At 70.5% G+C, this 24,819-nt stretch carries 25 protein-coding genes; 8 read left to right on the top strand and 17 right to left on the bottom strand.

What is annotated here, in order from left to right:
• Positions 1 to 55: 55 nt before the first annotated feature.
• Together ACZ6BB_RS00625 and ACZ6BB_RS00620 are read left to right on the top strand one after the other, a co-directional pair.
• Positions 56 to 847: a spermidine synthase gene (locus ACZ6BB_RS00625; RefSeq protein WP_471613147.1), complete on the top strand. Its 792-nt coding sequence runs from the start codon at positions 56 to 58 to the stop codon at positions 845 to 847.
• Between the two features lie 51 nt (positions 848 to 898).
• Positions 899 to 1,432 carry a TerD family protein gene (locus ACZ6BB_RS00620; RefSeq protein ID WP_471613146.1) on the top strand — a complete coding sequence of 178 codons (534 nt, stop codon included), beginning with the start codon at positions 899 to 901 and terminating at the stop codon, positions 1,430 to 1,432.
• Between the two features lie 315 nt (positions 1,433 to 1,747).
• On the opposite strand, the gene ACZ6BB_RS00615 is transcribed toward ACZ6BB_RS00620, so the two are convergent.
• From ACZ6BB_RS00615 to ACZ6BB_RS00600, 4 genes are all read right to left on the bottom strand, one after another.
• Positions 1,748 to 2,587, bottom strand: coding sequence for an RNA polymerase sigma factor SigF (locus tag ACZ6BB_RS00615; protein ID WP_471613145.1), 840 nt, complete (start codon positions 2,585 to 2,587; stop codon positions 1,748 to 1,750).
• Positions 2,588 to 2,722: 135 nt separating this feature from the next.
• Complete coding sequence (locus tag ACZ6BB_RS00610; protein WP_471613144.1) at positions 2,723 to 3,658, bottom strand: anti-sigma factor RsbA family regulatory protein; 936 nt, start codon at positions 3,656 to 3,658, stop codon at positions 2,723 to 2,725.
• The gene (locus ACZ6BB_RS00605; protein WP_471613143.1) at positions 3,655 to 4,011 is read right to left on the bottom strand and encodes an STAS domain-containing protein; all 357 of its coding nucleotides are present in this window, start codon (positions 4,009 to 4,011) and stop codon (positions 3,655 to 3,657) included. Before ACZ6BB_RS00605 ends, ACZ6BB_RS00610 begins: the two co-directional genes overlap by 4 nt.
• 227 nt (positions 4,012 to 4,238) lie before the next feature.
• Positions 4,239 to 4,643, bottom strand: coding sequence for an ATP-binding protein (locus tag ACZ6BB_RS00600; RefSeq protein ID WP_471613142.1), 405 nt, complete (start codon positions 4,641 to 4,643; stop codon positions 4,239 to 4,241).
• A 267-nt stretch (positions 4,644 to 4,910) separates the two neighbouring features.
• Between ACZ6BB_RS00600 and ACZ6BB_RS00595 the strand changes: the two genes are divergently transcribed.
• Both ACZ6BB_RS00595 and ACZ6BB_RS00590 read left to right on the top strand, forming a co-directional pair.
• A complete protein-coding gene (locus ACZ6BB_RS00595) occupies positions 4,911 to 5,441 on the top strand; it encodes a methanogen output domain 1-containing protein (RefSeq protein ID WP_471613141.1) in 531 nt (176 codons plus the stop codon).
• On the top strand, positions 5,438 to 7,111 hold the full coding sequence (locus tag ACZ6BB_RS00590; protein WP_471613140.1) for a SpoIIE family protein phosphatase: 1,674 nt from the start codon (positions 5,438 to 5,440) through the stop codon (positions 7,109 to 7,111). The genes ACZ6BB_RS00595 and ACZ6BB_RS00590 overlap by 4 nt, the downstream gene beginning before the upstream one ends.
• 418 nt (positions 7,112 to 7,529) lie before the next feature.
• Here the strand turns inward: ACZ6BB_RS00590 and ACZ6BB_RS00585 are convergent, their stop codons facing one another.
• Positions 7,530 to 8,858 carry a class I SAM-dependent RNA methyltransferase gene (locus ACZ6BB_RS00585; RefSeq protein WP_471613139.1) on the bottom strand — a complete coding sequence of 443 codons (1,329 nt, stop codon included), beginning with the start codon at positions 8,856 to 8,858 and terminating at the stop codon, positions 7,530 to 7,532.
• A gap of 109 nt (positions 8,859 to 8,967) precedes the next feature.
• On the bottom strand, positions 8,968 to 11,061 hold the full coding sequence (locus ACZ6BB_RS00580; RefSeq protein WP_471613138.1) for an APC family permease: 2,094 nt from the start codon (positions 11,059 to 11,061) through the stop codon (positions 8,968 to 8,970).
• 193 nt (positions 11,062 to 11,254) lie between these two features.
• Between ACZ6BB_RS00580 and ACZ6BB_RS00575 the strand changes: the two genes are divergently transcribed.
• The 3 genes from ACZ6BB_RS00575 (at position 11,255) to ACZ6BB_RS00565 (ending at position 12,937) form a co-directional block, all read left to right on the top strand.
• A complete protein-coding gene (locus tag ACZ6BB_RS00575) occupies positions 11,255 to 11,470 on the top strand; it encodes a hypothetical protein (protein ID WP_471613137.1) in 216 nt (71 codons plus the stop codon).
• 118 nt (positions 11,471 to 11,588) lie between these two features.
• On the top strand, positions 11,589 to 12,260 hold the full coding sequence (locus ACZ6BB_RS00570) for a potassium channel family protein (RefSeq protein ID WP_013000206.1): 672 nt from the start codon (positions 11,589 to 11,591) through the stop codon (positions 12,258 to 12,260).
• A complete protein-coding gene (locus ACZ6BB_RS00565) occupies positions 12,260 to 12,937 on the top strand; it encodes a potassium channel family protein (protein WP_275455716.1) in 678 nt (225 codons plus the stop codon). The genes ACZ6BB_RS00570 and ACZ6BB_RS00565 overlap by 1 nt, the downstream gene beginning before the upstream one ends.
• Before the next feature lie 167 nt (positions 12,938 to 13,104).
• Here ACZ6BB_RS00565 and ACZ6BB_RS00560 read toward each other — a convergent pair whose 3' ends face one another.
• The 7 genes from ACZ6BB_RS00560 to ACZ6BB_RS00530 all read right to left on the bottom strand — a co-directional run bounded on the left by ACZ6BB_RS00560 (position 13,105) and on the right by ACZ6BB_RS00530 (position 20,125).
• Positions 13,105 to 13,863 carry a DUF3159 domain-containing protein gene (locus ACZ6BB_RS00560; protein WP_471613136.1) on the bottom strand — a complete coding sequence of 253 codons (759 nt, stop codon included), beginning with the start codon at positions 13,861 to 13,863 and terminating at the stop codon, positions 13,105 to 13,107.
• 3 nt (positions 13,864 to 13,866) lie between these two features.
• Positions 13,867 to 14,265, bottom strand: coding sequence for an OB-fold nucleic acid binding domain-containing protein (locus ACZ6BB_RS00555; protein WP_005481623.1), 399 nt, complete (start codon positions 14,263 to 14,265; stop codon positions 13,867 to 13,869).
• A 43-nt stretch (positions 14,266 to 14,308) separates the two neighbouring features.
• Positions 14,309 to 14,992, bottom strand: a complete 684-nt coding sequence (locus tag ACZ6BB_RS00550) for a response regulator (protein ID WP_471613135.1) — start codon at positions 14,990 to 14,992, stop codon at positions 14,309 to 14,311.
• Positions 14,989 to 18,018, bottom strand: a complete 3,030-nt coding sequence (locus ACZ6BB_RS00545; RefSeq protein ID WP_471613134.1) for a sensor histidine kinase — start codon at positions 18,016 to 18,018, stop codon at positions 14,989 to 14,991. The genes ACZ6BB_RS00550 and ACZ6BB_RS00545 overlap by 4 nt, the downstream gene beginning before the upstream one ends.
• A 211-nt stretch (positions 18,019 to 18,229) precedes the next feature.
• Complete coding sequence (locus ACZ6BB_RS00540; protein ID WP_471613133.1) at positions 18,230 to 19,009, bottom strand: DUF3710 domain-containing protein; 780 nt, start codon at positions 19,007 to 19,009, stop codon at positions 18,230 to 18,232.
• 1 nt (position 19,010) lies between these two features.
• Entirely contained in the window at positions 19,011 to 19,544 is a 534-nt protein-coding gene (gene dut, locus ACZ6BB_RS00535) for a dUTP diphosphatase (RefSeq protein WP_471613132.1), read from the bottom strand.
• Positions 19,541 to 20,125 carry a PaaI family thioesterase gene (locus tag ACZ6BB_RS00530; RefSeq protein ID WP_471613131.1) on the bottom strand — a complete coding sequence of 195 codons (585 nt, stop codon included), beginning with the start codon at positions 20,123 to 20,125 and terminating at the stop codon, positions 19,541 to 19,543. The genes dut and ACZ6BB_RS00530 overlap by 4 nt, the downstream gene beginning before the upstream one ends.
• Positions 20,126 to 20,237: 112 nt before the next feature.
• Between ACZ6BB_RS00530 and ACZ6BB_RS00525 the strand changes: the two genes are divergently transcribed.
• Complete coding sequence (locus ACZ6BB_RS00525; protein ID WP_471613130.1) at positions 20,238 to 20,699, top strand: DUF3093 domain-containing protein; 462 nt, start codon at positions 20,238 to 20,240, stop codon at positions 20,697 to 20,699.
• Between the two features lie 125 nt (positions 20,700 to 20,824).
• Here the strand turns inward: ACZ6BB_RS00525 and ACZ6BB_RS00520 are convergent, their stop codons facing one another.
• The 4 genes from ACZ6BB_RS00520 to ACZ6BB_RS00505 all read right to left on the bottom strand — a co-directional run bounded on the left by ACZ6BB_RS00520 (position 20,825) and on the right by ACZ6BB_RS00505 (position 24,414).
• Complete coding sequence (locus ACZ6BB_RS00520) at positions 20,825 to 21,775, bottom strand: hypothetical protein (RefSeq protein ID WP_471613129.1); 951 nt, start codon at positions 21,773 to 21,775, stop codon at positions 20,825 to 20,827.
• Between the two features lie 13 nt (positions 21,776 to 21,788).
• A complete protein-coding gene (locus tag ACZ6BB_RS00515; RefSeq protein WP_005481602.1) occupies positions 21,789 to 22,085 on the bottom strand; it encodes a DUF4193 domain-containing protein in 297 nt (98 codons plus the stop codon).
• 406 nt (positions 22,086 to 22,491) lie between these two features.
• On the bottom strand, positions 22,492 to 23,754 hold the full coding sequence (locus ACZ6BB_RS00510) for a sensor histidine kinase (protein ID WP_471613128.1): 1,263 nt from the start codon (positions 23,752 to 23,754) through the stop codon (positions 22,492 to 22,494).
• Between the two features lie 6 nt (positions 23,755 to 23,760).
• Positions 23,761 to 24,414, bottom strand: a complete 654-nt coding sequence (locus tag ACZ6BB_RS00505) for a response regulator transcription factor (RefSeq protein ID WP_327318353.1) — start codon at positions 24,412 to 24,414, stop codon at positions 23,761 to 23,763.
• Between the last annotated feature and the right edge of the window lie 405 nt (positions 24,415 to 24,819).

Here is a 24,819-nt window from a genome sequence, read left to right as displayed (position 1 = left end):
CTCCGCCGCGGCGGCAACGGCCCCGTGCGTCCACGAACGTCAGAAAGGTGAACGGATGAGCCTGCGCCTGGAGGAGATCGACTGGCAACCGACGCCGATGGGCGAGATCAGTCTGCGCCGACGCCGCCACCCGGTCTCGGCGGAGGACGTGTACGAGGTGAAACTCGGCGACGAGTTCCTGATGTCCAGCCTCTTCACCACCGGCGAGATCGCGCTCGCCGAACTCGCCCTGGCTCGGCTGCCGGACACCGAAATGGACGTGGTCGTCGGCGGACTCGGACTCGGCTACACCGCCCAGGCAGCCCTGGACGATCCCCGGGTGCGCTCGCTGACCGTGATCGACGCGCTCGCCGAAGTCATCGGCTGGCATCGACGGCACCTGGTGCCACTCGGAGCCCGGCTCACGTCGGACGACCGCTGCCGACTGGTCCACGGCGACTTCTTCGCGCTGGCCGCCGACCCCCGCGGCCTGGACCCCGAGGAACCGGGCCGTCGCTTCCACGCCGTCCTGCTGGACGTCGACCATTCACCGCGCCATGTGCTCCACCCGCGCCACGCGGCGCTCTACCGGCCCGCCGGGCTGCGCGCTCTCGCCGCTCACCTCCACCCGGGCGGAGTGTTCGCCCTGTGGTCCAACGACCCGCCCGACGAGCAGTTCACCTCCGCACTCACCGACGTCTTCGCATGGTCAGAGGCTCGTGTCGTCGACTTCGACAACCCCGTGCAGGGCGGCACCTCGACCAACACCGTCTACCTGGCCGCCAAGGCACCGACTCGCTCGCGCTGCCGCACGTCGATGGAGCCGGCCGTGGAAGGCGTCGACGGAGGGGCGGGGAAGCATACTTGACCGTGTGGGGACCGTCCCGCAGCGACTTGACTGGGGAAAGGCGGCAAACCGGTGAGCGGCGGCAGCCAGGCAGTGGAGAAGGCCGAAGTACGGCTCAAGTGGGACCCGAGTCACTGGGAGCAGCCGCACCACCATCTCGACATCATCGCCACGACCTACTCGACGGATGCCCCCTACGGGCGGCCTGTGTACGTCGTCCATTTCGACAGCCGCTCACCGGACGGCACCATCAACATGAGCCGGCACAGCCAGACCGGTCAGGGCTTCGGCTACGTCGAGGTGATGACCCTGGAGCTCGGTCGCCTCGCTCCCTCCTTCGCCCGGGTGGTCGTAGGCGTGGCGATCCACCAGGCCAGCGGCCCCAAGACCTTCGGCGACCTGTCCAACGCCGGAGTGCTGGTTGTCGAGGGGTACAGGGAACTGCTGAAGGACGACCTCGCACAGGTCTCCGGATCCACGGCGGCGACGGTCGCGGAGTTCACCCGGGATGCTTCCGGAGCCTGGGAGTTCCATGAGATGGTCCGAGGGTTCGACAGCGACCCCGAGATCTTCACCGCGGAGATGGGCAGCGCCCCACAGCGCTGAGTGACGGAACAGCCGCGAAAACGTACGGCCGGACCCCGGTGGCCCCGAGATCAGTCAGGCGATGGGTCCCCTTCGGAGCGTCGACCGCCCTGAGCGGGGACACCGCCGGAGCGCCTGAGCACCGGTGGACGTACGTCATGTGGTCCTCAGGCACAGTCGGGTAGTCCTGTTGCACCCAGGATCATCCACGTTTCGTCCGGCGTCTTTATCGGCCGACTTCGGCAGCCGCCCACCTCGACGGCAGCGCAGTCGCCCGGTTCTGGCAGACGTCCATCGGCGGCCTTTGCGGACCCGGCGTCGCTCTTGCCGGTGGCCTCAGAGCTGGATGAGCATGCCTTCACGCAGGCGGGCCAGGGTCCGTGACAGGAGTCGGGAGACGTGCATCTGGGACACGCCCAGGTGTTCGCCGATCTGGGCCTGGGTGAGTTCCTCCACGAACCGCATGTGGATGATCTGCCGGTCTCGCTCGTCGAGTTCGGCGAGGAGCGGGGCGAGGGTGCGGAAGTCCTCCACCAGTTCCAGCGCCTGGTCTTCGGCGCCGATGAAGTCCTGCAGAGCGCTCTCGCCGTCTTCGCTGCCGCCGATCGCGGCGTCCAGGGAGGAGGAGTTGTAGCCGTTGGCGGCCAGACGGGCCTCCCTCACCTCGTCCTCGGGCAGGCTCATCAGCTCCGACAGTTCCTTGACCGTGGGGGTGCGGCCGAGCCGGCTGCGCAATTCCTCGGTGGCGCGGGCGAGCTGGACGCGGGCTTCCTGCAGCCGGCGCGGCACGTGTACGGCCCAGGTGGTGTCGCGGAAGAACCGCTTGATCTCGCCCACGATGTACGGGATCGCGAAGGAGGTGAACTCCACTTCGCGCGTCAGCTCGAACCGGTCGATGGCCTTGATCAGGCCGATCATGCCGACCTGGACGATGTCCTCCATCTCCTCCGCGCCGCGGCTGCGGAAACGGCCGGCCGCGTACCGGACCAGGGACATGTTCATCTCTATCAGTGTGCTGCGGGCGTAGCTGTACTCGGGCGTGCCCTCTTCCAGGACCGTCAGCTGTTCGAAGAACAGCTTGGAGAGCTGGCGAGCGTCCTTGGGCGCAACCCGGGAGGGGTCGGCGACCTCCGGCAGCTCGCTCGTTCGTGCGTCCACTGCCGACGGAATGCTCATGAGCGCCATGCTGTGCCCCTCCCAAAGTTCGAGCCGACCGCTATCGCCTGCAGAACGGCCGACGGTGCAGCGCCTACCCCGGCGTCCCGCACCTATTCCGGTGCTGTGTTGAGCAGGCTCATTACGTGGTCGTGGTCAGCTGGGGAGGTAGCAGCGAATGGTGGTGCCGTCGGGGCCGGTGTGGACACGGACGAGGTCGGCGAGTTGGTGGACCAGCAGGAGTCCGCGGCCGCCGGGCTGCGTGGGATTCGGCGGGCGGCGGCCGGCCAGCGGATCGGTCAGCTGTCCGCCGTCGTGGACCTCGCAGACGATGCGGTCGCTCTCCGCCCAGATCCGCAGCGTCCCCGAGCCGGCGCCGTGGACGACGCTGTTGGTGGTCAGCTCCGCCACCGCGAGTTCCAGGTCGCCCAGGCCCACGCCGGACACGCCCAGGGCCCGCGCCCGGGACACGGCGAAGTCGCGAGTCTCGGGCAGTGTCGGTGCGGCGAAAGTACAGGCCGCGGCATCGAGTGGAGCGAGCAGGGGCTCGTTGTAGCGAGCAATGATCTCTTCGGGGCTGTAGGCGGTGGATTTCCTCTCACCGTCGGCGTCGATGACGACCGGGTGGGTCGCCAGGGCGTCACAGAGCGCCTGCTGCTCCAGTTGCCCGGCGTCGTAGGGACAGAGGATGGTCACCGCGCGCCCGGTGAAAGCGGCATTGATCAGCGCTTCGTGCTGGACGCACGCCGGGTACTCGTCGGCGGAACGGCCCCGCCAGATCGGCTCGCCGATGATGCGGACCCGACGGGCGCCGGGTTGGGCGTCGGCGAACTTGCGCAGCACGCTGGCGATGATGCGGCCCGGGTTGCGGCCGGCCTGGGTCATGTCGATGAAACGGACCTGTGCCGCTCGCTCACCGAGCCCCTCGCGGATCAGCTTCAGACGATCCGGCGGAGCTGCGACGGCTGCGGGCTCACCGGCGTCCAGCCCTTCGCGCAGGAAGGGAACCGTTCCCGCGACGTACTGGTCGGTCCCCTCGTAGAAGAGCGCCGGGTGCACGAACGGCTCGTGCGAGGGCACTGTGGTCGTCACGCAGCCACCTCGATCACGGTAAGCCCGGGCCAGAAGAGTTCGAGGATGCGCGGCAGCTGCGCCGGAGGCCGGTGAAGTACGATCCGCTGTCCCTCGGGGAGACTCTGGGCGGTGACCGCAAGGTCCGTCACGCCGGCCACATCCACGAATCGCACCCGGGACAGATCCACGTGATGCACGTCCGTGCCACGCTCGACCAGTTGCTGCAGCGCCTGCTGCCAGACTGTCCGTGTGTTCATGCTGATCTCCCCGATCGCCCCCAGCCCCGAACTGTCGGGCAACGGATCGATCTGCAGTACCGCCTCACGTGGCGGCGCGGCGGAAGGCCCGCCCACGCCAGGTGCGACATCCACGCTTCTGCCCCCAGTTCCCCGGGCTCGGCCGCACGGCGGCTCATATCGATCACCTTGCACGATACCCGGTCAGGCACGGCGGACGCCCAGTCCGGCCACGCGAGAGAATCGGGCCGGGCCTGACCTGCGCGGGTCCCGATGAGGTGAGCTGGTGGACCTCATGCGACCGAGTACGTGTCCTCCTGTAGTGGCGCCCATGCCAACTCAGGCTTGGCGGGAGGGCGAGCTCAGGGAGCGGGACTGAGTTCCGCCCAGACCGTTTTGCCGGGGTGGCGAGGGGTGACGCCCCAGCGGTGCGCGAGCCGCTCGAGGAGTTGCATGCCGAAGCCGCCGGGCTCGGTGTTCTCGGTGGCACGCATGCGCGGCCGGCGGTCGCTGTCATCGCTGACCGCGATGCGCAGCAGCCGGCCGTTCCAGGTGAGCCGGATCAAGGGTGGGCCGACGCCGTGGCGGATAGCATTGGTGATCAGTTCCGAGACGAGCAGTTCGGCGGTCTGGATCATCCGGTGCTGGTGCAGCGGACCGCCGAAACCTTCCACGCAGTCGCGGACCCAGTGCCGGGCGGCCGCGATGCTCGCCGTAACGGCGGGGAAGCGCGACTCGCGGGATGGGATGGTCTGTTCGCCGATCACGAGGTTCCTCCAGCCTGGGTGACGGCCCTGCTCTGCCGCCGGCCGGCGCTTCGTGCAGCCGGTCGCAGTCGTCTGTCGGGTTACCCCTGCCTGCCTGGTGAACCATCTGTGTCCGTCGGGTGACGGGCTGATCCTGTGAAGGGTTGGTCGCCGCTGTCGACGGGACTGGTGGTGGCGGGCCGGAGTGCGCTGGCAGAATCATTCCGCACACGACATGAGGCCACGCCGGTCGCGCTGCCACCGGGGCCTGAGGACGAGGGAGCCGGCGTGGAACAGATTTCGGATGTGGAGATTCCGCTGGACCGTGATGTGTTCCTGCGCACTCTGGTGCGTGAGTTGGCGACGTCGCTGGAGTCGGTGATCGGCCTGGAGGAGGCGTCCGGCTACGTCAGCCTGGTGGGGCAGGCCGTCGGCACGCAGATCGACGAGATGTACCTCAAGGCACTGGGAACCGACCGGCTCACGGGTGAACAGGTCGCCGAGGCGCTGGTGGACCTCAAGCGCCGTATCAACGGTGACTTCTACGTCATCGAGCACGACGAGACGAAGATCGTGCTGGGCAACCGGGTGTGCCCGTTCGCGGAGAAGGTGGTGGGCCGGGAGTCGATGTGCATGATGACGTCCAACGTCTTCGGCACTGTCGCCGCCCGCAATCTGGGCTACGCACGGGTGGAGTTGGAGGAGACCATCGCGCGCGGCGACGCGGGCTGCCGGGTGGTGGTGCACCTGGTGCCCGACGTGGATGTCGAGACGGTGAGTGGCCGTGAGTACTTCGGCGACCGGGCTCTGGCTCCATGACCCTTGGCCTCTTCCGGGCCATCACCAGACCGCTGCCCCATCCGGTGCTGTTGTGCGGGGCCGACGGCCGTGTGCTGGCCGCCAACCCGGCTGCCCGCCGCTGTGACGAACGGCTGCAGCCGGGCGCCAGCGTGTTCGATCTACGGCCGGACGACACCCCGCAGCTGCGTCAGCAGTTGGCTGTGTGGCTGCGCAGCGGCAGTCCCGTGCCCGGCGCGCTGGTCCTCAAGGACGCCGACGGCCGCACGCGGCGCTTCCGCTGTCACGGGGCGCGGGCCACGTGGTGGGACGGCCCGCAGCCGGCCGTGCAGCTGCACCTCGTCGGGGCCGGGGCGTCGGACCAGTTCGTCGTGCTCAGCCAGCAGGTGGAGGCACTGAACCGGGAGGTGGCCTTCCGCAGGGCCACCGAAGTGGACCGGGCGCGGCTGCTGGCCGCCGAACAGGCCGCCCGTGCCCGGTTGCAGCACCTGTACGACCTGACCGCAGCCCTGGCCGGAGCGATCACTCTCGCGGAGGTCTCCCGCGCTGTCAGCGAGGTGGCGCCGACAGCCCTGGGGGCCACCGCGGCGGAGCTCTATCTGCACTCGTCACGGCTGGTACCGCCCCTACAGCCGGAGGACAACGGCCTTGCGGTCGGCGCAGGCGGCTGGACCGACCTGGACCGGCCCTCATCCTCGGACGGCCCGCTCACTCGTGAAGCCGCGGACGCGGTTCCCCTGGCCCTGTCCCTGGAGGCGGACGGCGTCCACCTGGGCATGCTGATCGTCTACGGCTCGCTCAGCGCCACCGCTCCCGAGCATGTGACAGCGGTCGCCCAGCAGATCGCCCAGGCTCTGCGCCGGGCCGGGCTGCACGAGCACGAGCACCGGGTCGCCGAACGCCTGCAGCTCAGTCTGCTGCCCCAGCTGCCACAGCTGCCCGGCCTGGAGTCGGCCACCTGCTACGCCCCGGGCAGTGACCTGCTCTCGGTCGGCGGCGACTGGTACGACGTCTACGACGTGGACTCCGATCACATCGGCCTGAGCATCGGCGACGTCGCCGGTCACGGACTGCACGAAGCGACCGTCATGGCACAGATCACCGCCGCCCTGCGCAACATCGTGCCGCGCTGCGGCACCGACCCCGCCGCCGTCCTGGACGAGCTCAATACCTTCCTGGGCCGCTACCATCCGAACCGCATGGCCACCGCCTGCTACCTGGTCTTCGATCGCCGGACACGCACCCTGACCTACGCCAGGGCAGGCCATCCGCCGCCACTGCTCATCCACTCCGACGGCACCAGTGCCTACCTCGGCCACGCCACCTCCCCGCCTCTCGGCCCCGTCCGGAACGTCCGCTACCGGCAGGCCGGCACCACCGTGACCGAGACCGACACCCTGCTGCTGTACACCGACGGCCTGATCGAGCGCCGTCGCGAGGACCTCGCCATAGGAATGGAACGGCTGACCGAGTTCGCCCACACCACCAGCGGCCTGAGCATCACCGAGCTGTGCGACCGGTTCCTGCACCACCAGCCCGAAGCGGCGTTCCCCGACGACCGCGCCCTGCTCGCCGCCCGCTTCCCGTCTTCAGCGGCTGGGGTGGCGGAGGCTTCGGGGCGAGTCCGGTCTTGGCGGCGAGGCCGCCAAGGAGGTGGTGCGGATTCTGCATCCGTTCGAGGCGGGTCTTGATGCGGAAGCACGAGACAGCCGAGCAGCAGCAACGTGCTGTCATGACGCGGCACCCTCCCCTGCGCCTTCTCGCACCGCGCGCGGCGGGCACAGTGCGCGACGTCGACCTGCTTCAAGGCGACGTGAGCGACTGGGTGCGCCCCGACGCACCCACCGTCTGTCGGCTCGGTCCTCTCGGCAGCCATCGCTCGATCTCCGGCGATCCCACCTGCCAACAGAATCGTGCCTCTGCGCCGGGCTTCCCAACTGAGCGTCACTCGAGCGTCAAGAGGTACGCATAGCGTCCGGCACCGGTGGTCGGCAGACCGCCGCCGTACTCTGAAACCGCAGGTCAGCGACTTGGACTGGTCAGGCTGTCTGCTTGACCCGCTTCGCTGGGGAAACAGGCCGAACGAACCACGCGGGACATAACCGCAGGTCAGGTGGCCTTGCTCGCAGGCTCCAGAATCGCCACGCACTCCACATGATGCGTCATCGGGAACAGATCGAACGCCCGCAGCATCCGCACCCGGTACCCGCCCTCCTTGAAGTACCCGAGATCCCGGGCCAGCGCCGCCGGGTCGCAGGCCACGTACGCGATGCGGCGGGCGCCCAGTGACGCCATGTGCTGGACCGTCTTCCGGCCGGCACCGGCGCGCGGCGGGTCCAGGACGATGAGGTCGACCTCGTCGATGCCCGTGCGCGGCAGCACCGCCTCGACCTTGCCCTGTTCGATGCGGACCCGGTCGAAGCCGGCGAGGTTGTGCCGCGCGTCCTCGACCGCGCGCTTGCCGGACTCGATGCCGAGCACGGCGCCCTTGTCGCCGACGCGGTCGGCAAGGGCGCCGGCGAACAGGCCCACCCCGCAGTAGAGGTCCAGCGCCATGTCGCCCTTGCGCGGCAGCAGGCCCTGCATGACGGCCTTGACGAGGGTGTCGGCGGCCTTGGGGTGGACCTGCCAGAAGCCGCCGCTGCCGACCCGGTACGTACGGTCGTCGGCGCGCTCGCGCACGAAGGGGCGGCCGTGCACGCGGTGCACGCCCCCGTCCTTCTCCTCGACCCGCATCACCGACACCGGCCTGTCGAGTTCCACCAGAGGCAGCCGCGCGCCCGGCCGGGGTTCGAGGATCACCTGGCGGTCCTGCGACCCGGTGGCGGCGATCGCGTCGATGGAGGCCATGCCCGCCCAGTCGCGCTTCTCGATGCCCAGCTCGGAGACGCCCGGCGCGGCGATCATGCAGTGGTCGATCGGCTCGACCTCGTGCGAACGGTGGCGGCGCAGACCGGCGCGTCCCGACTCGTCCACGGCGTACTGCACGCGCGTGCGCCACGCCGGTACCTCGCCCGCCGGGACCTTGTCACCCTCGGCCGGCATGACCGTGCCGTCCCAGCCCGCCTCCTCGGGCGTGAGGCCCGCGAGTCGCTGCAGCTGCTCGGCGATGACCTCGCCCTTGAAGCGCCGCTGGGCGCCCGGCTTGGCGTGCTGCCAGTCGCAGCCGCCGCAGCGGCCGGGGCCGGCGTAGGGGCAGGGGGCCTCGACGCGGTCCTTGGAGGCCGTGAGGACCGAGACCGCGTCCGCCCGCAGGAAACGCGCGCCCTCCTCGCCGTCGGTCACCCGCGCCACGACCCGCTCGCCGGGCAGTGTGTGCCGTACGAAGAGGACCTGGCCCTCGGACGTACGCGCGATGCAGTGGCCGCCGTGGGCGACGGGGCCGACCTCGACCTCGTACTCCTCTCCCACCAGCGATTTCTTCGGTTCTGCCTGCATGGTGGGGTGACTCCAGAAGATGGGGAACGCGACAACGGCCGGACAACAGCCCACCAGTCTACGTGGGTGCCGTCCGGCCGCTGACCACGAACGGCGGCCCGGGCGCGTGTCAGCCGCTGTTCGCCGACCCCTTGCCCGAGGACGAGGACTTGTTCGACGCCTTGCCCGAGGACTCCTTCGGCCGCTCGTGCGCCGGTCCACGCCGTACCGAACCCGGCGCGCTCCACTCCTGCCGCTTGCGCGCCCGCCGCTTGGCGACCTCGGAGGACTCCAGCTGGTAGGGCACGGAGGTGACCATGACACCGGGCGTGAACAGCAGCCGGCCCTTGAGCCGGAGCGCGCTCTGGTTGTGCAGCAGGTGCTCGTACCAGTGACCGACCACGTATTCGGGGATGATCACCGACACCGCGTCCCGCGGGGACTCCTTGCGCAGCCCCTTGACGTACTCGATGACCGGCCGGGTGACCTCGCGGTACGGCGAGTCGAGGACCTTCAGCGGTACGTCGATGCCGCGCCGCGTCCACTCCTCCTGGAGCGCCTTGGTCTCCGCCGGGTCGACGTTGACGCTGAGCGCCTCCAGGGTGTGCGAGCGCATCAGCTTGGCGTAGGCGAGGGCGCGCAGGGTGGGGCGGTGGATCCGGGAGATCAGCACCACGGAGTGGACCCGCGACGGCCGTACGACGTCGTCGCTCGGGCCGTCCGGTGCGGCGATCTCCGCGGCCACCCGGTCGTAGTGCTTACGGATGGCCGACATCGTCGCGTAGAAGATCACCATGCCGAGCAGGGCGACCCAGGCGCCGTGCGTGAACTTGGTGCCGAGGACGACGATCAGGACCAGTCCGGTGAAGAAGGCGCCGAAGGTGTTGATCGCGCGGGAGCGGATCATGTGGCGCCGCTTGGCCGGGTCCTTCTCGGTGCGCAGATGGCGGTTCCAGTGCCGGACCATGCCGGTCTGGCTGAGCGTGAAGGAGACGAACACACCGACGATGTACAGCTGGATCAGGCGCGTGGAGTCGGCGCCGTAGATCCACACCAGGAGCACGGCGGCGCCCGCCAGGAGCACGATGCCGTTGGAGAAGGCGAGGCGGTCGCCGCGGGTGTGCAGCTGACGCGGGAGGTAGCGGTCCTGGGCGAGGATCGAGCCGAGCAGCGGGAAGCCGTTGTAGGCGGTGTTGGCGGCCAGGAACAGCACGAGGGCGGTGGCGGCGGCCAGCACGACGAACAGAAACGTGCCGTCACCGAAGACGGCGGCGGCGACCTGGGAGATCACCGGGTTCTGGACGTAGGAGTCGCCGACCGGGGCGCCGTCGCGGAACAGGTCGTGCGCCGGGTTCTCCGCCATCCGCACCTTGGTGGCCATGGCGAGACCGATGATGCCGCAGAACATGGTGACCGCGAGCAGGCCCATCGCGGCGAGCGTGCTGGCCGCGTTCTTCGACTTGGGCTTGCGGAAGGCGGGGACGCCGTTGGAGATGGCCTCGACACCGGTGAGGGCGGCGCAGCCGGAGGAGAACGCGCGCAGCAGCAGGAAGACGAGCGCGAACCCGGCGAGGCCCTGGTGCTCGGGCTTGATCGCCAGGTCGGCGGTCGGCGCCCGCATGTTCTCGTCCAGGACCAGCCCGCGGTACGCGCCCCACGCGATCATCAGGAAGACGCCGACGACGAAGACGTAGGTCGGGATCGCGAAGAGCTTCCCGGACTCCTTCACCCCGCGCAGGTTCATCAGCGTGAGCAGCACGATGATGCCGATCGCGCACAGCACCTTGTGCTCGACGAAGAAGGGGATGGCCGAACCGAGGTTCTCCACGCCCGAGGAGATCGACACGGCGACGGTGAGGACGTAGTCGACGAGCAGCGCGCTGGCGACGGTGAGGCCGGCCCTGGGGCCGAGGTTGGTGTTCGCCACCTCGTAGTCGCCGCCGCCGCTCGGATACGCGTGCACGTTCTGCCGGTAGGACGCCACGACGGTGAACATCAGCACGACGACCGCGACGGCGATCCAGGGGCTGAAGTGGTAGGCCGACACGCCCGCGATGGACAGGACCAGCAGCACCTCTCCGGGTGCGTACGCCACGGACGAGAGCGGGTCGGAGGCGAAGACGGGGAGTGCGATGCGCTTCGGCAGGAGCGTTTCGCCCAGCCGGTCGCTGCGCAGGGCCCGCCCGATCAGGATCCGTTTGGGCACGTCGGTCAGTTTGGACACGCAGAGGATCGTAAGCGCCCCGGCTGGTTCTGGGCACATCCGGGTGAAATCCCGGCGGGCCCCGGGGTGAAATCCGTCCCGGGACGACTGCGAAGTGCGTCACGTCACGCATCCTCCGGTCTCATGGACGACGTCCTCACGTCTATATGACGAATGTCGTGGAGACGAATGCCGTGCCGTGGAGACGGGTTCCATGGAGACGGTTCCCGTGCAGACGGGCATCCCGTACGGACGGTTCCGCGTCCGCGTCCCCGCCGAACACAGTGACGTACTCGCCCTCTCACCCTCTGGAGATCCCATGCAGGCCGCGACCGCGGAGCTGATCGGCGCTCTCGCCTCCCTACTCGGGCTCGGCGTCCTGACGGGGATCAGCGTCCGCCGGATCGGCCGGCGTGGTCCCACGATGTGACCGGAGTCTGCACGGGGGTGCCCCCGATGGACCGCACGTGTGTAGCTTGGGCGACGGTCTGAGACCCTGTTTTCGACGTTTCGGCTGAACAGTAGCTATTGACACCGGAAGGACGGTCGTGCACATCGTCATCATGGGCTGCGGGCGAGTGGGTTCCACCCTCGCCCAGACCCTGGAGCAACAGGGGCACACGGTCGCCGTGATCGACCAGGACCCCACGGCCTTCCGTCGTCTGGGCTCCGGTTTCGGCGGCCGGCGCGTCACCGGGGTCGGCTTCGACCGCGACACCCTGCGCGAGGCGGGCATCGAGGAGGCGGGCGCGTTCGCCGCCGTCTCCAGCGGCGACAACTCGAACATCATCGCCGCCCGCGTCGCCCGCGAGATGTTCGGCATCGAGAACGTGGCGGCGCGGATCTACGACCCGCGCCGCGCCGAGGTCTACCAGCGCCTGGGCATCCCGACGGTCGCCACGGTCCGCTGGACCGCCGACCAGATGCTCCGCCGGCTGCTGCCGTCCGGGGCCGAGCCCCTGTGGCGCGACCCCACCGGCGGTGTCCAGCTCGCCGAGGTGCACGCCTCGTCGGCCTGGGTGGGCCACAAGATCAGCAAGATGCAGGAGGAGACCGGCGTCCGCGTCGCCTTCCTCACCCGCCTGGGCGAGGCGGTTCTGCCGACCTCCCAGACGGTGCTGCAGGAGGGCGACCTCGTGCACGTGATGATGCGGACGGACGACGTGGAGAAGGTCGAGGCGTCCTTCGCCGAGGGCCCCGACGAGGAGGGCGGTCACTGATGAGGGTCGCCATTGCCGGAGCCGGAGCGGTCGGCCGCTCGATCGCGGGCGAACTGCTGGAGAACGGCCACGAGGTCCTTCTCGTCGACAAGGCGCCGACCGCGATCTCGGTCGAGCGCGTCCCCCAGGCGGAGTGGCTGCTGGCCGACGCCTGCGAGATCACGTCCCTGGACGAGGCGGCGCTCCAGCGCTGCAACGTCGTCATCGCCGCGACCGGCGACGACAAGGTCAACCTGGTCGTCTCGCTGCTGGCGAAGACGGAGTACGGCGTCCCCCGCGTCGTCGCCCGCGTCAACAACCCCAAGAACGAGTGGCTGTTCAACGAGTCCTGGGGCGTGGACGTGGCCGTGTCGACCCCGCGTCTGATGTCGGCCCTGGTCGAGGAGGCGGTCAGCGTCGGTGACCTGGTCCGGCTCCTGCGGTTCAGCCACGGCGACGCCAACCTGGTCGAGCTGACCCTGCCGCCCGAGTCGGCCCTGGCCGGCACGCAGGTGGGCGAGGTCGAGTGGCCGGAGGACACCTCCCTGGTCACCATCATCCGGGGCACCCGGGTCCTCACCCCCACCGCGGACGACTCCCTGGAGGCAGGTGACGAACTGCTGTTCGTGGCCGCCCAGGCCCGTGAGGAGCAGTTGGAGGACCTGTTGTCGGTACGCCGCGAGGACGCGACGAGCTGACGCGGGTCGACGACGACGAAGGGGCGCCCGGAGGTTTCCGGACGCCCCTTCGTCGTCGGTGCCGAGGCTCGTGCCCGGGCTCGGGCCGAGGTGCGCGGGTGATGCGGGTGATGCGGGTTGTGCAGGCGGAGCAGGTGGTGCCCGCTCGGGGCGCCTGCTCGGGGTGCCTACTCGGCCGACCGGGCCGCGGACTTCCGCTCCTCCGCCGCCCGCTCCTCCGCCTCCATCTCCGCGAACACGTCGATGGGCGCCGGCGCCTTCGCGAGGAAGATCCAGGTCAGCCATACCGCGAGCAGGAACGGTGGGATCTTCAGGGCGATGAGCACCCAGCCCAGCTGGGTGGTGTCGGCCCACCAGTAGAGCGGGAAGAGGATCGCGCACTTGGCGAGCAGGATCGCCCCCCACGCGTAACTCGCCTTGGCGTACGCCTTCTTGCGGCCGGGGTTCCGTGTCCGCCAGGACAGGTTCTCCTTGAAGACCGGGCCGAGCATCAGGCCGATCAGCGGCACTCCGGCCAGCGTGGTGATGATGTACGCGAGCCCGAGGCCCAGCGTGTAGAGCATGCCCGGCAGATAGAAGTCCTTGGCGTTGCCGGTCATCATCGCGAAGACCACGCCGAAGGCGACCCCGAAGACACCGCTGAAGGCGTGCTTGACGGTGTCCTTCATGACGAGCCGCACCACGACCAGCAGGACGGAGACACCGAGGGCCGCGAGGGCCGCGGAGTGCAGGTCCTTGTTGATCGTGAAGATGGAGACGAAGAGCAGGCCCGGGAGCACGGTCTCGACCATGCCGCGCACGCCACCGAACGCCTCGAACAGCGCGGCCTCCGTCACCGCCCTGGAGTCCTGCGAGCCGTCCTGTCCGCCCTGTGCGTCCTGGACGCCGCGTTGGGCGTCTTCCGTCGGCTTGTCGAGCGACGTCACCGGCTACTCCCGTCCGAGGGGTCTGAGTTCGTACTTCGGGTTGAACAGCACCCTGCGGCCCCGGCTCATCGAGACCCGGCCGGATGCGATCAGCTTGCGCCCGGGCTCTATCCCGACGATGGAGCGCCTGCCCAGCCACACCACGTCCAGCGCGGCGGATCCGTCGAACAGCTCGGCCTCCAGGGCGGGGACACCGGCCCGGGGGCGCAGCGTGACCGTGCGCAAGGTACCAGTAACCGTCACGATCTGTCGGTCGTGGCAGTCACAGATGCGGGTGCAGCCCGCGGTGTCCGCGTCCTCGCGCAGCTCCTCCGACTCCAGGTCAGTCTGGGACGAGGAGAGCCGGTCGAGCATGCGCCGGAAACGGCCCGCCGGCTTCTCGGAACGAGGAACAGCACTCATGACAAAAGCGTACCGGGGCCCGCCGACGAAGCCGTACCCCCGGCTACTTCTCGAAGCGGTACCCCATACCCGCCTCGGTGATGAAGTGCCTCGGACGCGACGGATCGCCCTCCAGCTTGCGCCTCAGCTGGGCCATGTAGACCCGGAGGTAGTTGGTCTCCGTCCCGTACGACGGCCCCCAGACCTCCTGGAGCAGCTGCTTCTGGCTGACCAGGCGCCCGGTGTTGCGGACCAGTACCTCCAGGAGGTGCCACTCGGTGGGGGTGAGCCGGACGTCCCTGCCGTCCCGGTTCACCTTCTTCGCGGCCAGGTCCACGGTGAAGTCGTCGGTCTCCACGATCACGTCGCCCTCCTCGCCCCCGACGGGCTCGGCACGCCGGACGGCGGCACGCAGCCGGGCGAGCAGTTCGTCCATGCCGAAGGGTTTGGTGACGTAGTCGTCGGCTCCGGCGTCCAGGGCCTCGACCTTCTCGTCGGAGGTGTGGCGGGCGGAGAGCACGATGATCGGCACCCGGGTCCAGCCGCGCAGTCCGTTGATCACCTCGACGCCGTCCATGTCGGGCAGCCCCAGGTCGAGGATCACGACGTCGGGGTGGCGCGCGGCGGCGAGTTCGAGGGCGGTCGCCCCGTCGTGGGCCGCGTCCACCTCGTACGCACGTGCCTTGAGGTTGATCACGAGCGCCCGCACGATCTGCGGCTCGTCGTCGACCACGAGCACCCGGATCATATGCCCCGCCTCTCCACCGATCCGTCCTCACGGCCGACCCCACCCGCCGACGAGCCCTCGGCTCCCGGCCAGGCCGAACCCGACCCGGCCGACGCACCGGTGTCCGCCCGGCCGGCCGTACGTGCCGCAAAGTCCCCGTCCCACGACGGTCCCGCGCCCCCCGACGAGGGCGCCCCCGCCCGCCCGGCCGTCTCCCCCGGAGCAGCCCCACCGGACGCCGGGGGCCTGCCGGAGCCGTGGGACAGGTCCACACCCCCCACCGCACCCGTGGCGCCCCCTGCCGCACCCCTGGCGCCCGTCTGCGGCCCTGGCCGCGCCGAGGAGGCCGCGTCGCCCCTCCCAGCCGCACCCGGCACAGGCGCCCCGGCCGGCGACCGGGGCTCCCCCGCCGAGGGAGGCGTGCCCGCCGGGCTCCGGCCGGTGCCCGCCGACGGGACCGCGTCCACCGGCCGGGGGCCTGCCCCTGCCGACGAAGCCGCAGGCACCCCGCCCGGCATCCCGGACTCGCCCGGCGCAGCCCCCGCGACGGGCTCCGCAGCCCGCACCGTGAGGACCATGGTCAGTCCCCCGCCCGGCGTGTCCTCGGCGTCCAGCGTGCCGCCCATCGCCTCGGCGAACCCGCGGGCGACCGCCAGGCCCAGTCCCACGCCGGTCCCGCGCGGAGCGTCCCCGTGGCGCTGGAAGGGGGCGAAGATGCGCTCCTTGGCCTCGTCGGGGACGCCGGGGCCCCGGTCGGTGACCCGGACCTCGACGCGGCCGCCGAGGGCGCTGGCGGAGACCTGGGCGGGCGTGCCGGCCGGGCTGTACTTGACGGCGTTCTCGACGATGTTGGCGACCGCCCGCTCCAGCAGGCCGGGGTCGACGGCGACCATGGGCAGGCTCTCGGGGATCTCCAGTGCGACGCTGCCTTCGGGAACCCCGCCCAGGGCCATCGGCACCACCTCGTCGAGGTCGATCTCGCGGATCAGCGTGCTGACCGTGCCGGTCTGCAGACGGGACATGTCGAGGAGGTTGCCCACGAGATGGTCGAGCCGGTCGGCGCCCTCCTCGATCCCCGCGAGCAGTTCGGCCTCGTCCTCCTGCGACCAGGCCACGTCGTCGGAGCGCAGGGACGAGACGGCGGCCTTGATCCCGGCCAGCGGGGTGCGCAGATCATGGCTGACGGCGGCGAGCAGCGCGGTGCGGATGCGGTTGCCCTCGGCGAGTTCTCTGGCCTGGCCGGCCTCCTGCTGCAGGCGGCGCCGGTCCAGTACGACGGCGGCCTGGGCGGCGAACGCGGCCAGCACCCGGCGGTCCTCGGCGGGCAGGACGCGCCCGGAGAGGGCGAGCGCCATGTGGTCGCCGACCGGCATGTCCACGTCCGCGGCCTCCGGGCGGTCCACCCGCCGGGGCCCCACGCTGCCCGCACAGGTCCACGGCTCCACGTCGCCCCCGCGCTCCAGCAGGGCCACCGACTCCATCCCGAAGGTCTCCCGGACCCTTTCGAGCAGCGCCTCCAGACTGGTCTCCCCGCGCAGCACGCTGCCCGCCAGGAAGGAAAGGATCTCCGACTCGGCGCGCAGCCGGGCCGCCTGATGGGTACGCCGGGCCGCGAGGTCCACCACGGACGCCACCGCCACCGCGACCCCTATGAAGACCACGATGGCGACGATGTTCGTGGGGTCGTCGACCGTCAGGGTGTGGACGGGAGGCGTGAAGAACCAGTTGAGCAGCAGCGACCCCAGCACGGCGGCGGCCAGGGCGGGCAGCAGACCGCCCAGCAGGGCGGCGGCGACCGTCAGCGACAGGAAGAGCAGTATGCCGTTGGCGAGCCCCAGGTCGGTCGAGGAACCGACGAGCAGCAGCGCGAGCAGCAGCGGTCCGGCCGTCCCGGCCAGCCAGCCCCAGATCATCCGGGCCCGGCCGAGCCGGGCGCCCCGGGCGACGGGCAGTCCGCGCCCCTTGCCCGCCTCGTCATGGGTGATGAGGTGGACGTCCAGGTCGGGTCCGGAGTTCCGGGCGACGGTCGCGCCGACGCCCGGCCCGAACACGTACTGCCAGCTCTTGCGCCGTGAGACGCCGAGCACGATCTGGGTGGCGTTGACCCCGCGCGCGAAGGCCAGCAGCGCCGCGGGGATGTCGTCGCCGACGACGTGGTGGAAGGTGCCGCCGAGGTCCTCGACGAGGGTGCGCTGGGCGGCGAGTTCCTTCGGCGAGGCGGAGGTCAGCCCGTCGCTGCGGGCGATGTAGACGGCCATGACCTCGCCGCCCGCGCCCTTCTCGGCGAGCCGGGCGGCCCGCCGGATCAGGGTCCGCCCCTCGCGGCCCCCCGTCAGACCGACCACGATCCGCTCGCGCGATCCCCAGATCCGCGACACCTGGTGCTCGCTGCGGTAGGCGTTCAGGTACTCGTCGACCCGGTCCGCCACCCACAGCAGCGCCAGCTCGCGCAGCGCGGTCAGGTTCCCCGGGCGGAAGTAGTTCGACAGGGCCGCGTCGACCTTGTCGGGCTGGTAGACGTTGCCGTGCGCCATCCGCCGCCGCAGCGCCTGCGGGGACATGTCGACCAGCTCTATCTGGTCGGCCCGCCGGACCACCTCGTCGGGCACGGTCTCGCGCTGCCGTACGCCCGTTATCGACTCGACGACGTCACCGAGGGATTCCAGGTGCTGGATGTTGACGGTCGACACGACGTCGATGCCGGCCGCGAGCAGTTCCTGGACGTCCTGCCAGCGCCGGTCGTTGCGGGAGCCGGGCACGTTGGTGTGGGCCAGCTCGTCCACGAGGGCGACGTGCGGCCGCCGGGCGAGGACGGCGTCCACGTCCATCTCGGTGAAGACCGCGTCCCGGTGTGCCAGCTCCCGCCGCGGGATCTGTTCGAGACCGTGCAGCATCACCTCGGTGCGGGGGCGGCCGTGGTGCTCCACGACGGCCACCACGCAGTCGGTGCCGCGTTCGATCCGGCGGTGCGCCTCGGACAGCATCGCGTACGTCTTGCCGACGCCCGGTGCCGCGCCCAGGTAGATCCGGAGCTTTCCGCGTCCCATGTCCCCATTGTCTTCCCGTGACCGCCGCCTACGCAGCGTCGACCCTACGGCCAATAATCACGGCAAAGGGGACGGGAGACGTGCCGGAGCCTCTCTTTGACGCAACCCTGACGCGCCCCGGGCGGGGGGACGCGCACGACGAAGGGGCCGCACTCCACCAGGGAGTACGGCCCCTCCACAGCCCGTAGCGGCCTCGCCCAGCGGCGAACGCTCAGCGCACCTCGGTGATCTCCGGTCCGCGCTGCAGCTGCCCCATGCCCCCGGCGAAGCGGGAACCCGCCTGCTCGTCCTGCTGGACGCCCTCGGGGACCATCTGCGCGTCGTTCGGGAGCTTCAGGACGATCGGGTCGCGCGGGGCCATGGGGCCCTCACCGCGGACGACGACCGTGTCCCGGAAGATCTGCTCCAGCAGTCCGGCGGTCTGCGGCTCCACCGCACCCCGGCCGGAGATGACCCCGCGCAGGAACCAGCGGGGCCCGTCCACACCGACGAACCGGACGACCTGGAAGCCGCCGGTGCCGTCCGGCAGCTGGACCGGCACCTGGGCGCGCAGCTCCCAGCCGAGCGGCCCCTCGACCTCGTCGATGACACCGCCCTGCTGGGTGATGCCGGAGGCGATCTCCTCGCGGACCTCGCCCCAGATGCCCTCGCGCTTGGGCGCGGCGAAGGCCTGCAGCTGGACCGCGCTGTCGCGCAGCACGACGGTCGCCGCGACGATCGCGTCGCCCGCGACCTCGACCCGCAGCTCCATGCCGTCGACTCCGGGCACGAAGATGCCGCCGAGGTCCACCCGGCCCTCGCCGGGCTCGCGCACCTCGGTGCTGTCCCACGGCCCGTCGGGGCGGGGCTCCGGTTCGAGCCGCACGCGCTCCCGCTCGACCTCGTCCGCCTCGGTGTCGACGTCCCCAGCGACGCCGTCGACCTGCTCGGCCTCGCTCGCCGCGTCCGCCGCGTCCTCGGCGGAACCCTTCTTCTTGCGACGTCCGAACACGTCACTGTCCTTCCCGGTCGGATACGACCGAAGCGTATCGATTCCCACCCGTTGTGCCGCTTGTCGTGCCGTCCACGGCGGCATGACCGCCGGTGGACCCGAAGCCCCCCTCGGCCCGCGCCGAGTCGGGAAGCTCCGCCACCTCCCGGAAGCGCACCTTCTCGACCTGCTGGACGACCAGTTGGGCAATCCGGTCGAAGCGCTCGAACCGCACTGCTTCGTGCGGGTCGAGATTCACCACGATCACCTTGATCTCCCCACGGTACCCGGCATCAACCGTCCCCGGGGCATTCACCAGGGCGACGCCGCAGCGGGCCGCGAGGCCGGACCGTGGGTGCACGAAGGCCGCGTACCCCTCCGGGAGTGCGATGGAAACTCCCGTGGGCAGTACGGCTCGTTCGCCGGGCTTCAACTCCCGGCTCTGCGTGGTGCGCAGGTCGGCTCCCGCGTCACCGGGCCGCGCGTAGTCCGGCAACGGCACATCGGGGTCGATGCGCCGGATCAGGACGTCCAGAGGGGTACGGCCGTCACTCACGGGTTCACCTCGAAGGCGCGGGCCCGCCGGACCTGGTCCGGGTCGTTCATGGCCGCCTGGATCTCCTCGTTCCGCCCGTGGTCGATGAAATGGTCGACCTTGACCTCGACGAACAGCGCGTCGGCGCGGACGGCCAGGGGACCGTCGGGGCCGCCGATGCGCCCTTCCGCCGTCGCGAAGATCTTCCGTCCCGCCACCGCCGTCGCCTCGGCCCGCAGATGCAGCACGGTGCCGACGGGGACGGGCCGCAGGAAGTCCGTCTCCAGCCGCCCGGTCACCGCGATGGTGCGCAGCAGCCAGGTGAGGGAGCCGAGGGTCTCGTCCAGGGCGGTGGCCAGGACCCCGCCGTGCGCGAGGCCGGGCGCCCCCTGGTGCGCGGGCCGCACCGTGAACTCGGCGGTGAGGGTGACGCCCTCACCGGCCGTCGCCTCCAGATGCAGCCCGTGGGGCTGCTCGCCGCCACAGCCGAAACACTGCCCGTAGTGCGCGCCGAGCGACTCACCGGGGGCGGGCGCCTCGGGATGCCGTACGGGCGCCTTGGCGTCCGCCGGGGGTCGCAGGGCCGCGGAAGTACCTCTCACAGGCGCAGACCTTACCCGCCCGTCAGCCTCCGGCCATCGTCCCTACGGGCAGGGTTTTCCCTCGCAAGCCCCTCTTCCCGGGCCCGAGGGCGCCCGTGCCAAGCTAGACGCCATGCAGCCCCCCGCCCCGCCGTACGAAGAACGCCTCACCGCGCCCCGCACCTGGTGGCTCGTGTGCTTCCTGGTCGGCGTCTCGATGGCCCTCATCCTGCTGCCCTTCGGCACCCTCCCCCTCCTGGGCGGGCTCGCCGGGGGCACGGCGGTCGCGGCGGTCGTCGCCAGTTCCTACGGCTCGGTCCGCATCCGCGTCGTCGGCGGTTCCCTGATCGCGGGCGAGGCGAAGATCCCGGTGAGCGCCCTGGGCGAGCCGGAGATCCTGGACCGCGAGGAGGCCCAGGCCTGGCGCACGTACAAGGCCAACCCCTACGCGTTCATGCTCCTGCGCGCCTACATTCCCACCGCCCTGCGCGTCCCGGTCACCGACCCGGCCGACCCGACCCCGTACGTGTACCTGTCGACGCGGGAACCGGAGCGCCTGGTGGCCGCCCTGGAGGCGGCGAGGACGACGGCGTAGCGGGACGGGCGGCGCGCTTTCTCGCCGAACTCCTACCGCCGGGAAGGGGCCGCCGCCCGGAATCCGGCCGCCGTGGCGACGCGGGCCACGACGGCACGTTCCCGGCGGTGCCGGACCGCACCCGCTCAGCCGCCGCCCAGTTCCTTCGGCAGCTCCCCCACCGTCAGGGGGTCGGCGGGCTCCTCCAGCGGCGGAAGTTCCGGCAGCGCCTCCCACGGCACCTGTGTGCGCCGCAGGTCCTGGCGGATCCGCTCCGCGAGGCGTCTGGTGTCCCGGTGGTTCATGACCGCCCCGACCGCCGCGCCGACCAGGAACGGCATCAGGTTCGGCAGGTCCCGCACCATCCGCTTCATGATCTGCTGCCGCAGCTGCCGCTTCATCTGTCCGCCGAGCGCGGAGTTGATCGTGGAGGGTCTGGTCACGTCGATGCCGCGCTCTCCGGACCAGGAGTTCAGATAGGCGGTGCTGCGCTGCCGCAGATTCCCCGGCGGCCGCGCCCCGTACACCTCGTGCAGTTCGGCGATGAGCTTCAGCTCGATCGCGGCGACCCCGGTGATCTCGGCGGCCAGCTCCGCGGGCATGGCGGGCGGCGCCGGCAGCATCGCGGCGGCCCCGACGCCCGCGCCCACGGTGGAGGTCGCGCCGGCGGCCCACGCGACGAGCTTGTCGGCGATCTGCTCGGGCCCCAGCCCCGGGAACTGGGCACGCAGAGTCGCGAGATCGCGTACCGGAATGCGCGGGGCGATCTCGATGATGCGGTCGGTGATGTACGCGAGCCCCGCTCTGGCCCGGTCACCGCTCTTGCGGGCCCCGACCTTGAGGCCCTGTTTCAGCCCTTGGCGGACGACGGCCGCGCGCCGGGTGGCGACCGGCGCCGGAGCGTCCACCGGCACGGGCAGGTGTCCCTGCTCATCCGTGGCGCCCCCCGACGCCATGTCGGACGCACGTTCGAGCGAGGCCGCTCCCTGGTCGGAGGAGCCCCGCTCGTCGTCACGCACGCCGTCGGAGCCGTCGTACGGCCCCGGGTCCGCCCCCTTGCGGGAGCGGCGCTTCCAAGGAGGGGTCGAGCCAGTCACGGCCGACCCTGCCTCAGTCGCAGTCGCGGCAGATCGGCTGACCGTTCTTCTCGCGGGCCAGCTGGCTGCGGTGGTGCACCAGGAAGCAGCTCATGCAGGTGAACTCGTCCTGCTGCTTGGGCAGCACCCGGACGGCCAGCTCCTCGTTCGAGAGGTCGGCCCCGGGCAGTTCCAGGCCTTCTGCCGCCTCGAACTCATCTACATCCACGGCGGACGTCGACTTGTCGTTCCGGCGAGCCTTGAGTTCTTCCAGGCTGTCCGAGTCGACGTCGTCGTCGGTCTTGCGTGGGGTGTCGTAATCCGTTGCCATGTCGCGCTCTCCCCCTCTGGGTGTCTGCGGTGTCTCCAGCGCACGTAACGCGTGAGAGGCCGGACTTGTGCCCGACCTGAGGCGGAGATTTTGCCTCACATCAAGGTCTGTTACTCAATCGACACCCAACCGAACTCCTCAAGAGTGATCGGCTTGGATGGCGAACGGGACCGTACACGGTCCTGAGGCTGCATATCAAAGGCGCTTCAGCATGTACTTCCCGTGATCTCAACCCCCGAAAACCCGGATTATCCCGGCTTTCCGAAGGCCACATGATCACGCTCGGTAGATGGCTGGAAATTCGCCCATGTGATCGATCACACATCGGTCGTGCACGACCGAATCGATCAGGTACCCCGAAAATTCCGCGTAAAGCGAACACGTCCTGGAAACCGGGGTCATTTTCTCAGATGGGCAGGGTCACGCGCATCACGAGTCCGCCTCCCTCACGTGGCCGGGCGGCGATGTGGCCGCCGTGCGCGCGGGCCACGGACCGGACGATCGACAGGCCGAGGCCCACGCCCTTGTCACTGCCCGTGCGCTCCGTACGCAGCCGCCGGAACGGCTCGAAAAGATTGTCGATCTCGTACGCCGGGACCACGGGCCCGGTGTTCGTGACCACCAGGACCGCCTGCCCGTGCTGCAGCTCCGTGGTGACCTCGACCCAGCCGCCCGGCCCCGGCACGTTGTACCGGACGGCGTTCTGTACGAGGTTCAGGGCGATCCGCTCCAGCAGGACGCCGTTGCCCTGGACGACCGCGGGTGCCCACTCGCCGCGGATCTCGACCTTCTTGGCGTCCGCCTCGGAGCGCACCTGGTCGATGGCCCGGGAGGCGACCTCGGCCAGGTCCACGGGCTTGCGCTCGACGATCTGGTTGTCGCTGCGGGCGAGCAGCAGCAGACCCTCGACGAGCTGCTCGCTGCGCTCGTTGGTGGCCAGCAGCGTCTTGCCCAGTTGCTGCAGCTCGGTCGGCGCGCCCGGATCGGAGAGGTGCACCTCCAGCAGGGTGCGGTTGATCGCGAGCGGTGTCCGCAGCTCGTGCGAGGCGTTCCCGACGAACCGCTGCTGTGCGGTGAAGGCCCGCTGGAGCCGGTCCAGCATCTCGTCGAAGGTGTCCGCCAGCTCCTTCAGCTCGTCGTCCGGACCGTCCAGTTCGATACGGCGGGACAGGTCCGAGCCGGCCACCGCGCGCGCCGTGCGGGTGATCCGGCCGAGCGGCGCGAGCACCCGGCCCGCCATCGCGTACCCGAACGCGAACGCGATCACGGCGAGCCCGAGCAGGGCCAGCAGGGAACGGCTGAGCAGGGTGTCCAGGGCCTTCTGGCGCTGGTCGTCGATGCAGGCGGAGATCGCCGCGTTGAAGTCGTCGAGCTTGAGATTGGTCGGGGCCGTGTTGGCGTCGACCGTGGGACACAGGGCGCTGGAGACGCTGATGTTCGTACCGCCCTCGATCTTGAACACCGGGGTGTTGCCGGTGCTCACGGCCTGGGCGGCCAGCAGGTAGATGATCGACAGCAGCAGGATCCCGGCGATCAGGAACATGCCGCCGTACAGCAGCGTGAGCCGTATCCGGATGGTCGGGCGCAGCCAGGGCAGCGGATTCTGCGCCCGCCGGGGGTCCCAGGTGGGCTTCGGGGGCGCGTGGGGCGGCGCGGGGGTGGGGGCCACGGCGGATCAGATCCGGTAGCCGGAGCCGGGCACGGTGACGATGACCGGGGGTTCGCCCAGCTTGCGGCGCAGCGTCATGACCGTCACGCGCACGACGTTGGTGAACGGGTCGGTGTTCTCGTCCCAGGCCTTCTCCAGGAGCTGCTCGGCCGAGACGACGGCGCCCTCGCTGCGCATCAGCACCTCCAGCACCGCGAACTCCTTCGGTGCGAGCTGGACCTCCTTGCCGTCGCGGAAGACCTCGCGGCGGTTGGGGTCCAGCTTGATCCCGGCCCGCTCCAGGACCGGCGGCAGCGGCACGCTCGTCCGCCGGCCGAGGGCCCGTACGCGTGCGATGAGCTCGCTGAAGGCGAACGGCTTGGGCAGATAGTCGTCGGCGCCGATCTCCAGGCCCTCGACGCGGTCGCTGACGTCGCCGGACGCGGTCAGCATCAGCACGCGCGTGGGCAGGCCCAGCTCGACGATCTTGCGGCAGACGTCGTCGCCGTGGACGAGGGGGAGGTCGCGGTCGAGGACGACCACGTCGTAGTCGTTGACGCCGATGCGTTCCAGGGCGGCCGCACCGTCGTACACGACGTCGACGGCCATGGCCTCCCGGCGCAGTCCGGTGGCCACCGCATCGGCGAGCAGCTGCTCGTCCTCGACGACGAGTACGCGCACGTCGCTTGTCCTTCCTGTGTCCACCCGCGTAGCGCGCCGAAGGCGCCCACGGGCGGGGTGTGCTCGGGTGTGTGAACTCCATCCTGCCTTTTTCAGCCGTAAGTCGGCGGTAAGGCGCCCACCGGGCAGGAAGGCCGCGGGCCGACGGCCGGGAGGACGGGATTTTTTCGTTCGGTTGAGGTTTCCGTCGGAGGGACCGGGGGGAGGACGGCTTTACACCCCGCGATCACGCTCCGCTTGTGCCGCACCACCATGCGGTACGCGGCAATCCGCTTCTCCGCAGAGCGGGCGTGTGTGTCCGGCACCGTCGCCGCCCGGCCAGGGCAGCGCCGGGCACCCACAGGAGATGTGATCGCCCCTTCCGAACGGCACACCCCCGTGCCACCGACCCACGACCCAGGACGA

This window comes from Streptomyces sp. NPDC041108 (assembly GCF_055592645.1).
Note: the sequence above shows the minus strand (reverse complement) of the source record. Positions and strands in the feature narration are given on the sequence as shown.

What these genes read in the sequence shown, in the direction of transcription:
- ACZ6BB_RS00615 (WP_471613145.1), bottom strand. Translation starts at nt 2,587, where the DNA reads ATGAGCATTCCGTCGGCAGTGGACGCACGAACGAGCGAGCTGCCGGAG.
- ACZ6BB_RS00545 (WP_471613134.1), bottom strand. Translation starts at nt 18,018, where the DNA reads ATGGGACGCGGAAAGCTCCGGATCTACCTGGGCGCGGCACCGGGCGTC.
- ACZ6BB_RS00550 (WP_471613135.1), bottom strand. Translation starts at nt 14,992, where the DNA reads ATGATCCGGGTGCTCGTGGTCGACGACGAGCCGCAGATCGTGCGGGCG.
- ACZ6BB_RS00625 (WP_471613147.1), top strand. Translation starts at nt 56, where the DNA reads ATGAGCCTGCGCCTGGAGGAGATCGACTGGCAACCGACGCCGATGGGC.
- ACZ6BB_RS00575 (WP_471613137.1), top strand. Translation starts at nt 11,255, where the DNA reads ATGGAGACGGTTCCCGTGCAGACGGGCATCCCGTACGGACGGTTCCGC.
- ACZ6BB_RS00565 (WP_275455716.1), top strand. Translation starts at nt 12,260, where the DNA reads ATGAGGGTCGCCATTGCCGGAGCCGGAGCGGTCGGCCGCTCGATCGCG.
- ACZ6BB_RS00590 (WP_471613140.1), top strand. Translation starts at nt 5,438, where the DNA reads ATGACCCTTGGCCTCTTCCGGGCCATCACCAGACCGCTGCCCCATCCG.
- ACZ6BB_RS00555 (WP_005481623.1), bottom strand. Translation starts at nt 14,265, where the DNA reads ATGAGTGCTGTTCCTCGTTCCGAGAAGCCGGCGGGCCGTTTCCGGCGC.
- ACZ6BB_RS00515 (WP_005481602.1), bottom strand. Translation starts at nt 22,085, where the DNA reads ATGGCAACGGATTACGACACCCCACGCAAGACCGACGACGACGTCGAC.
- ACZ6BB_RS00525 (WP_471613130.1), top strand. Translation starts at nt 20,238, where the DNA reads ATGCAGCCCCCCGCCCCGCCGTACGAAGAACGCCTCACCGCGCCCCGC.
- ACZ6BB_RS00585 (WP_471613139.1), bottom strand. Translation starts at nt 8,858, where the DNA reads ATGCAGGCAGAACCGAAGAAATCGCTGGTGGGAGAGGAGTACGAGGTC.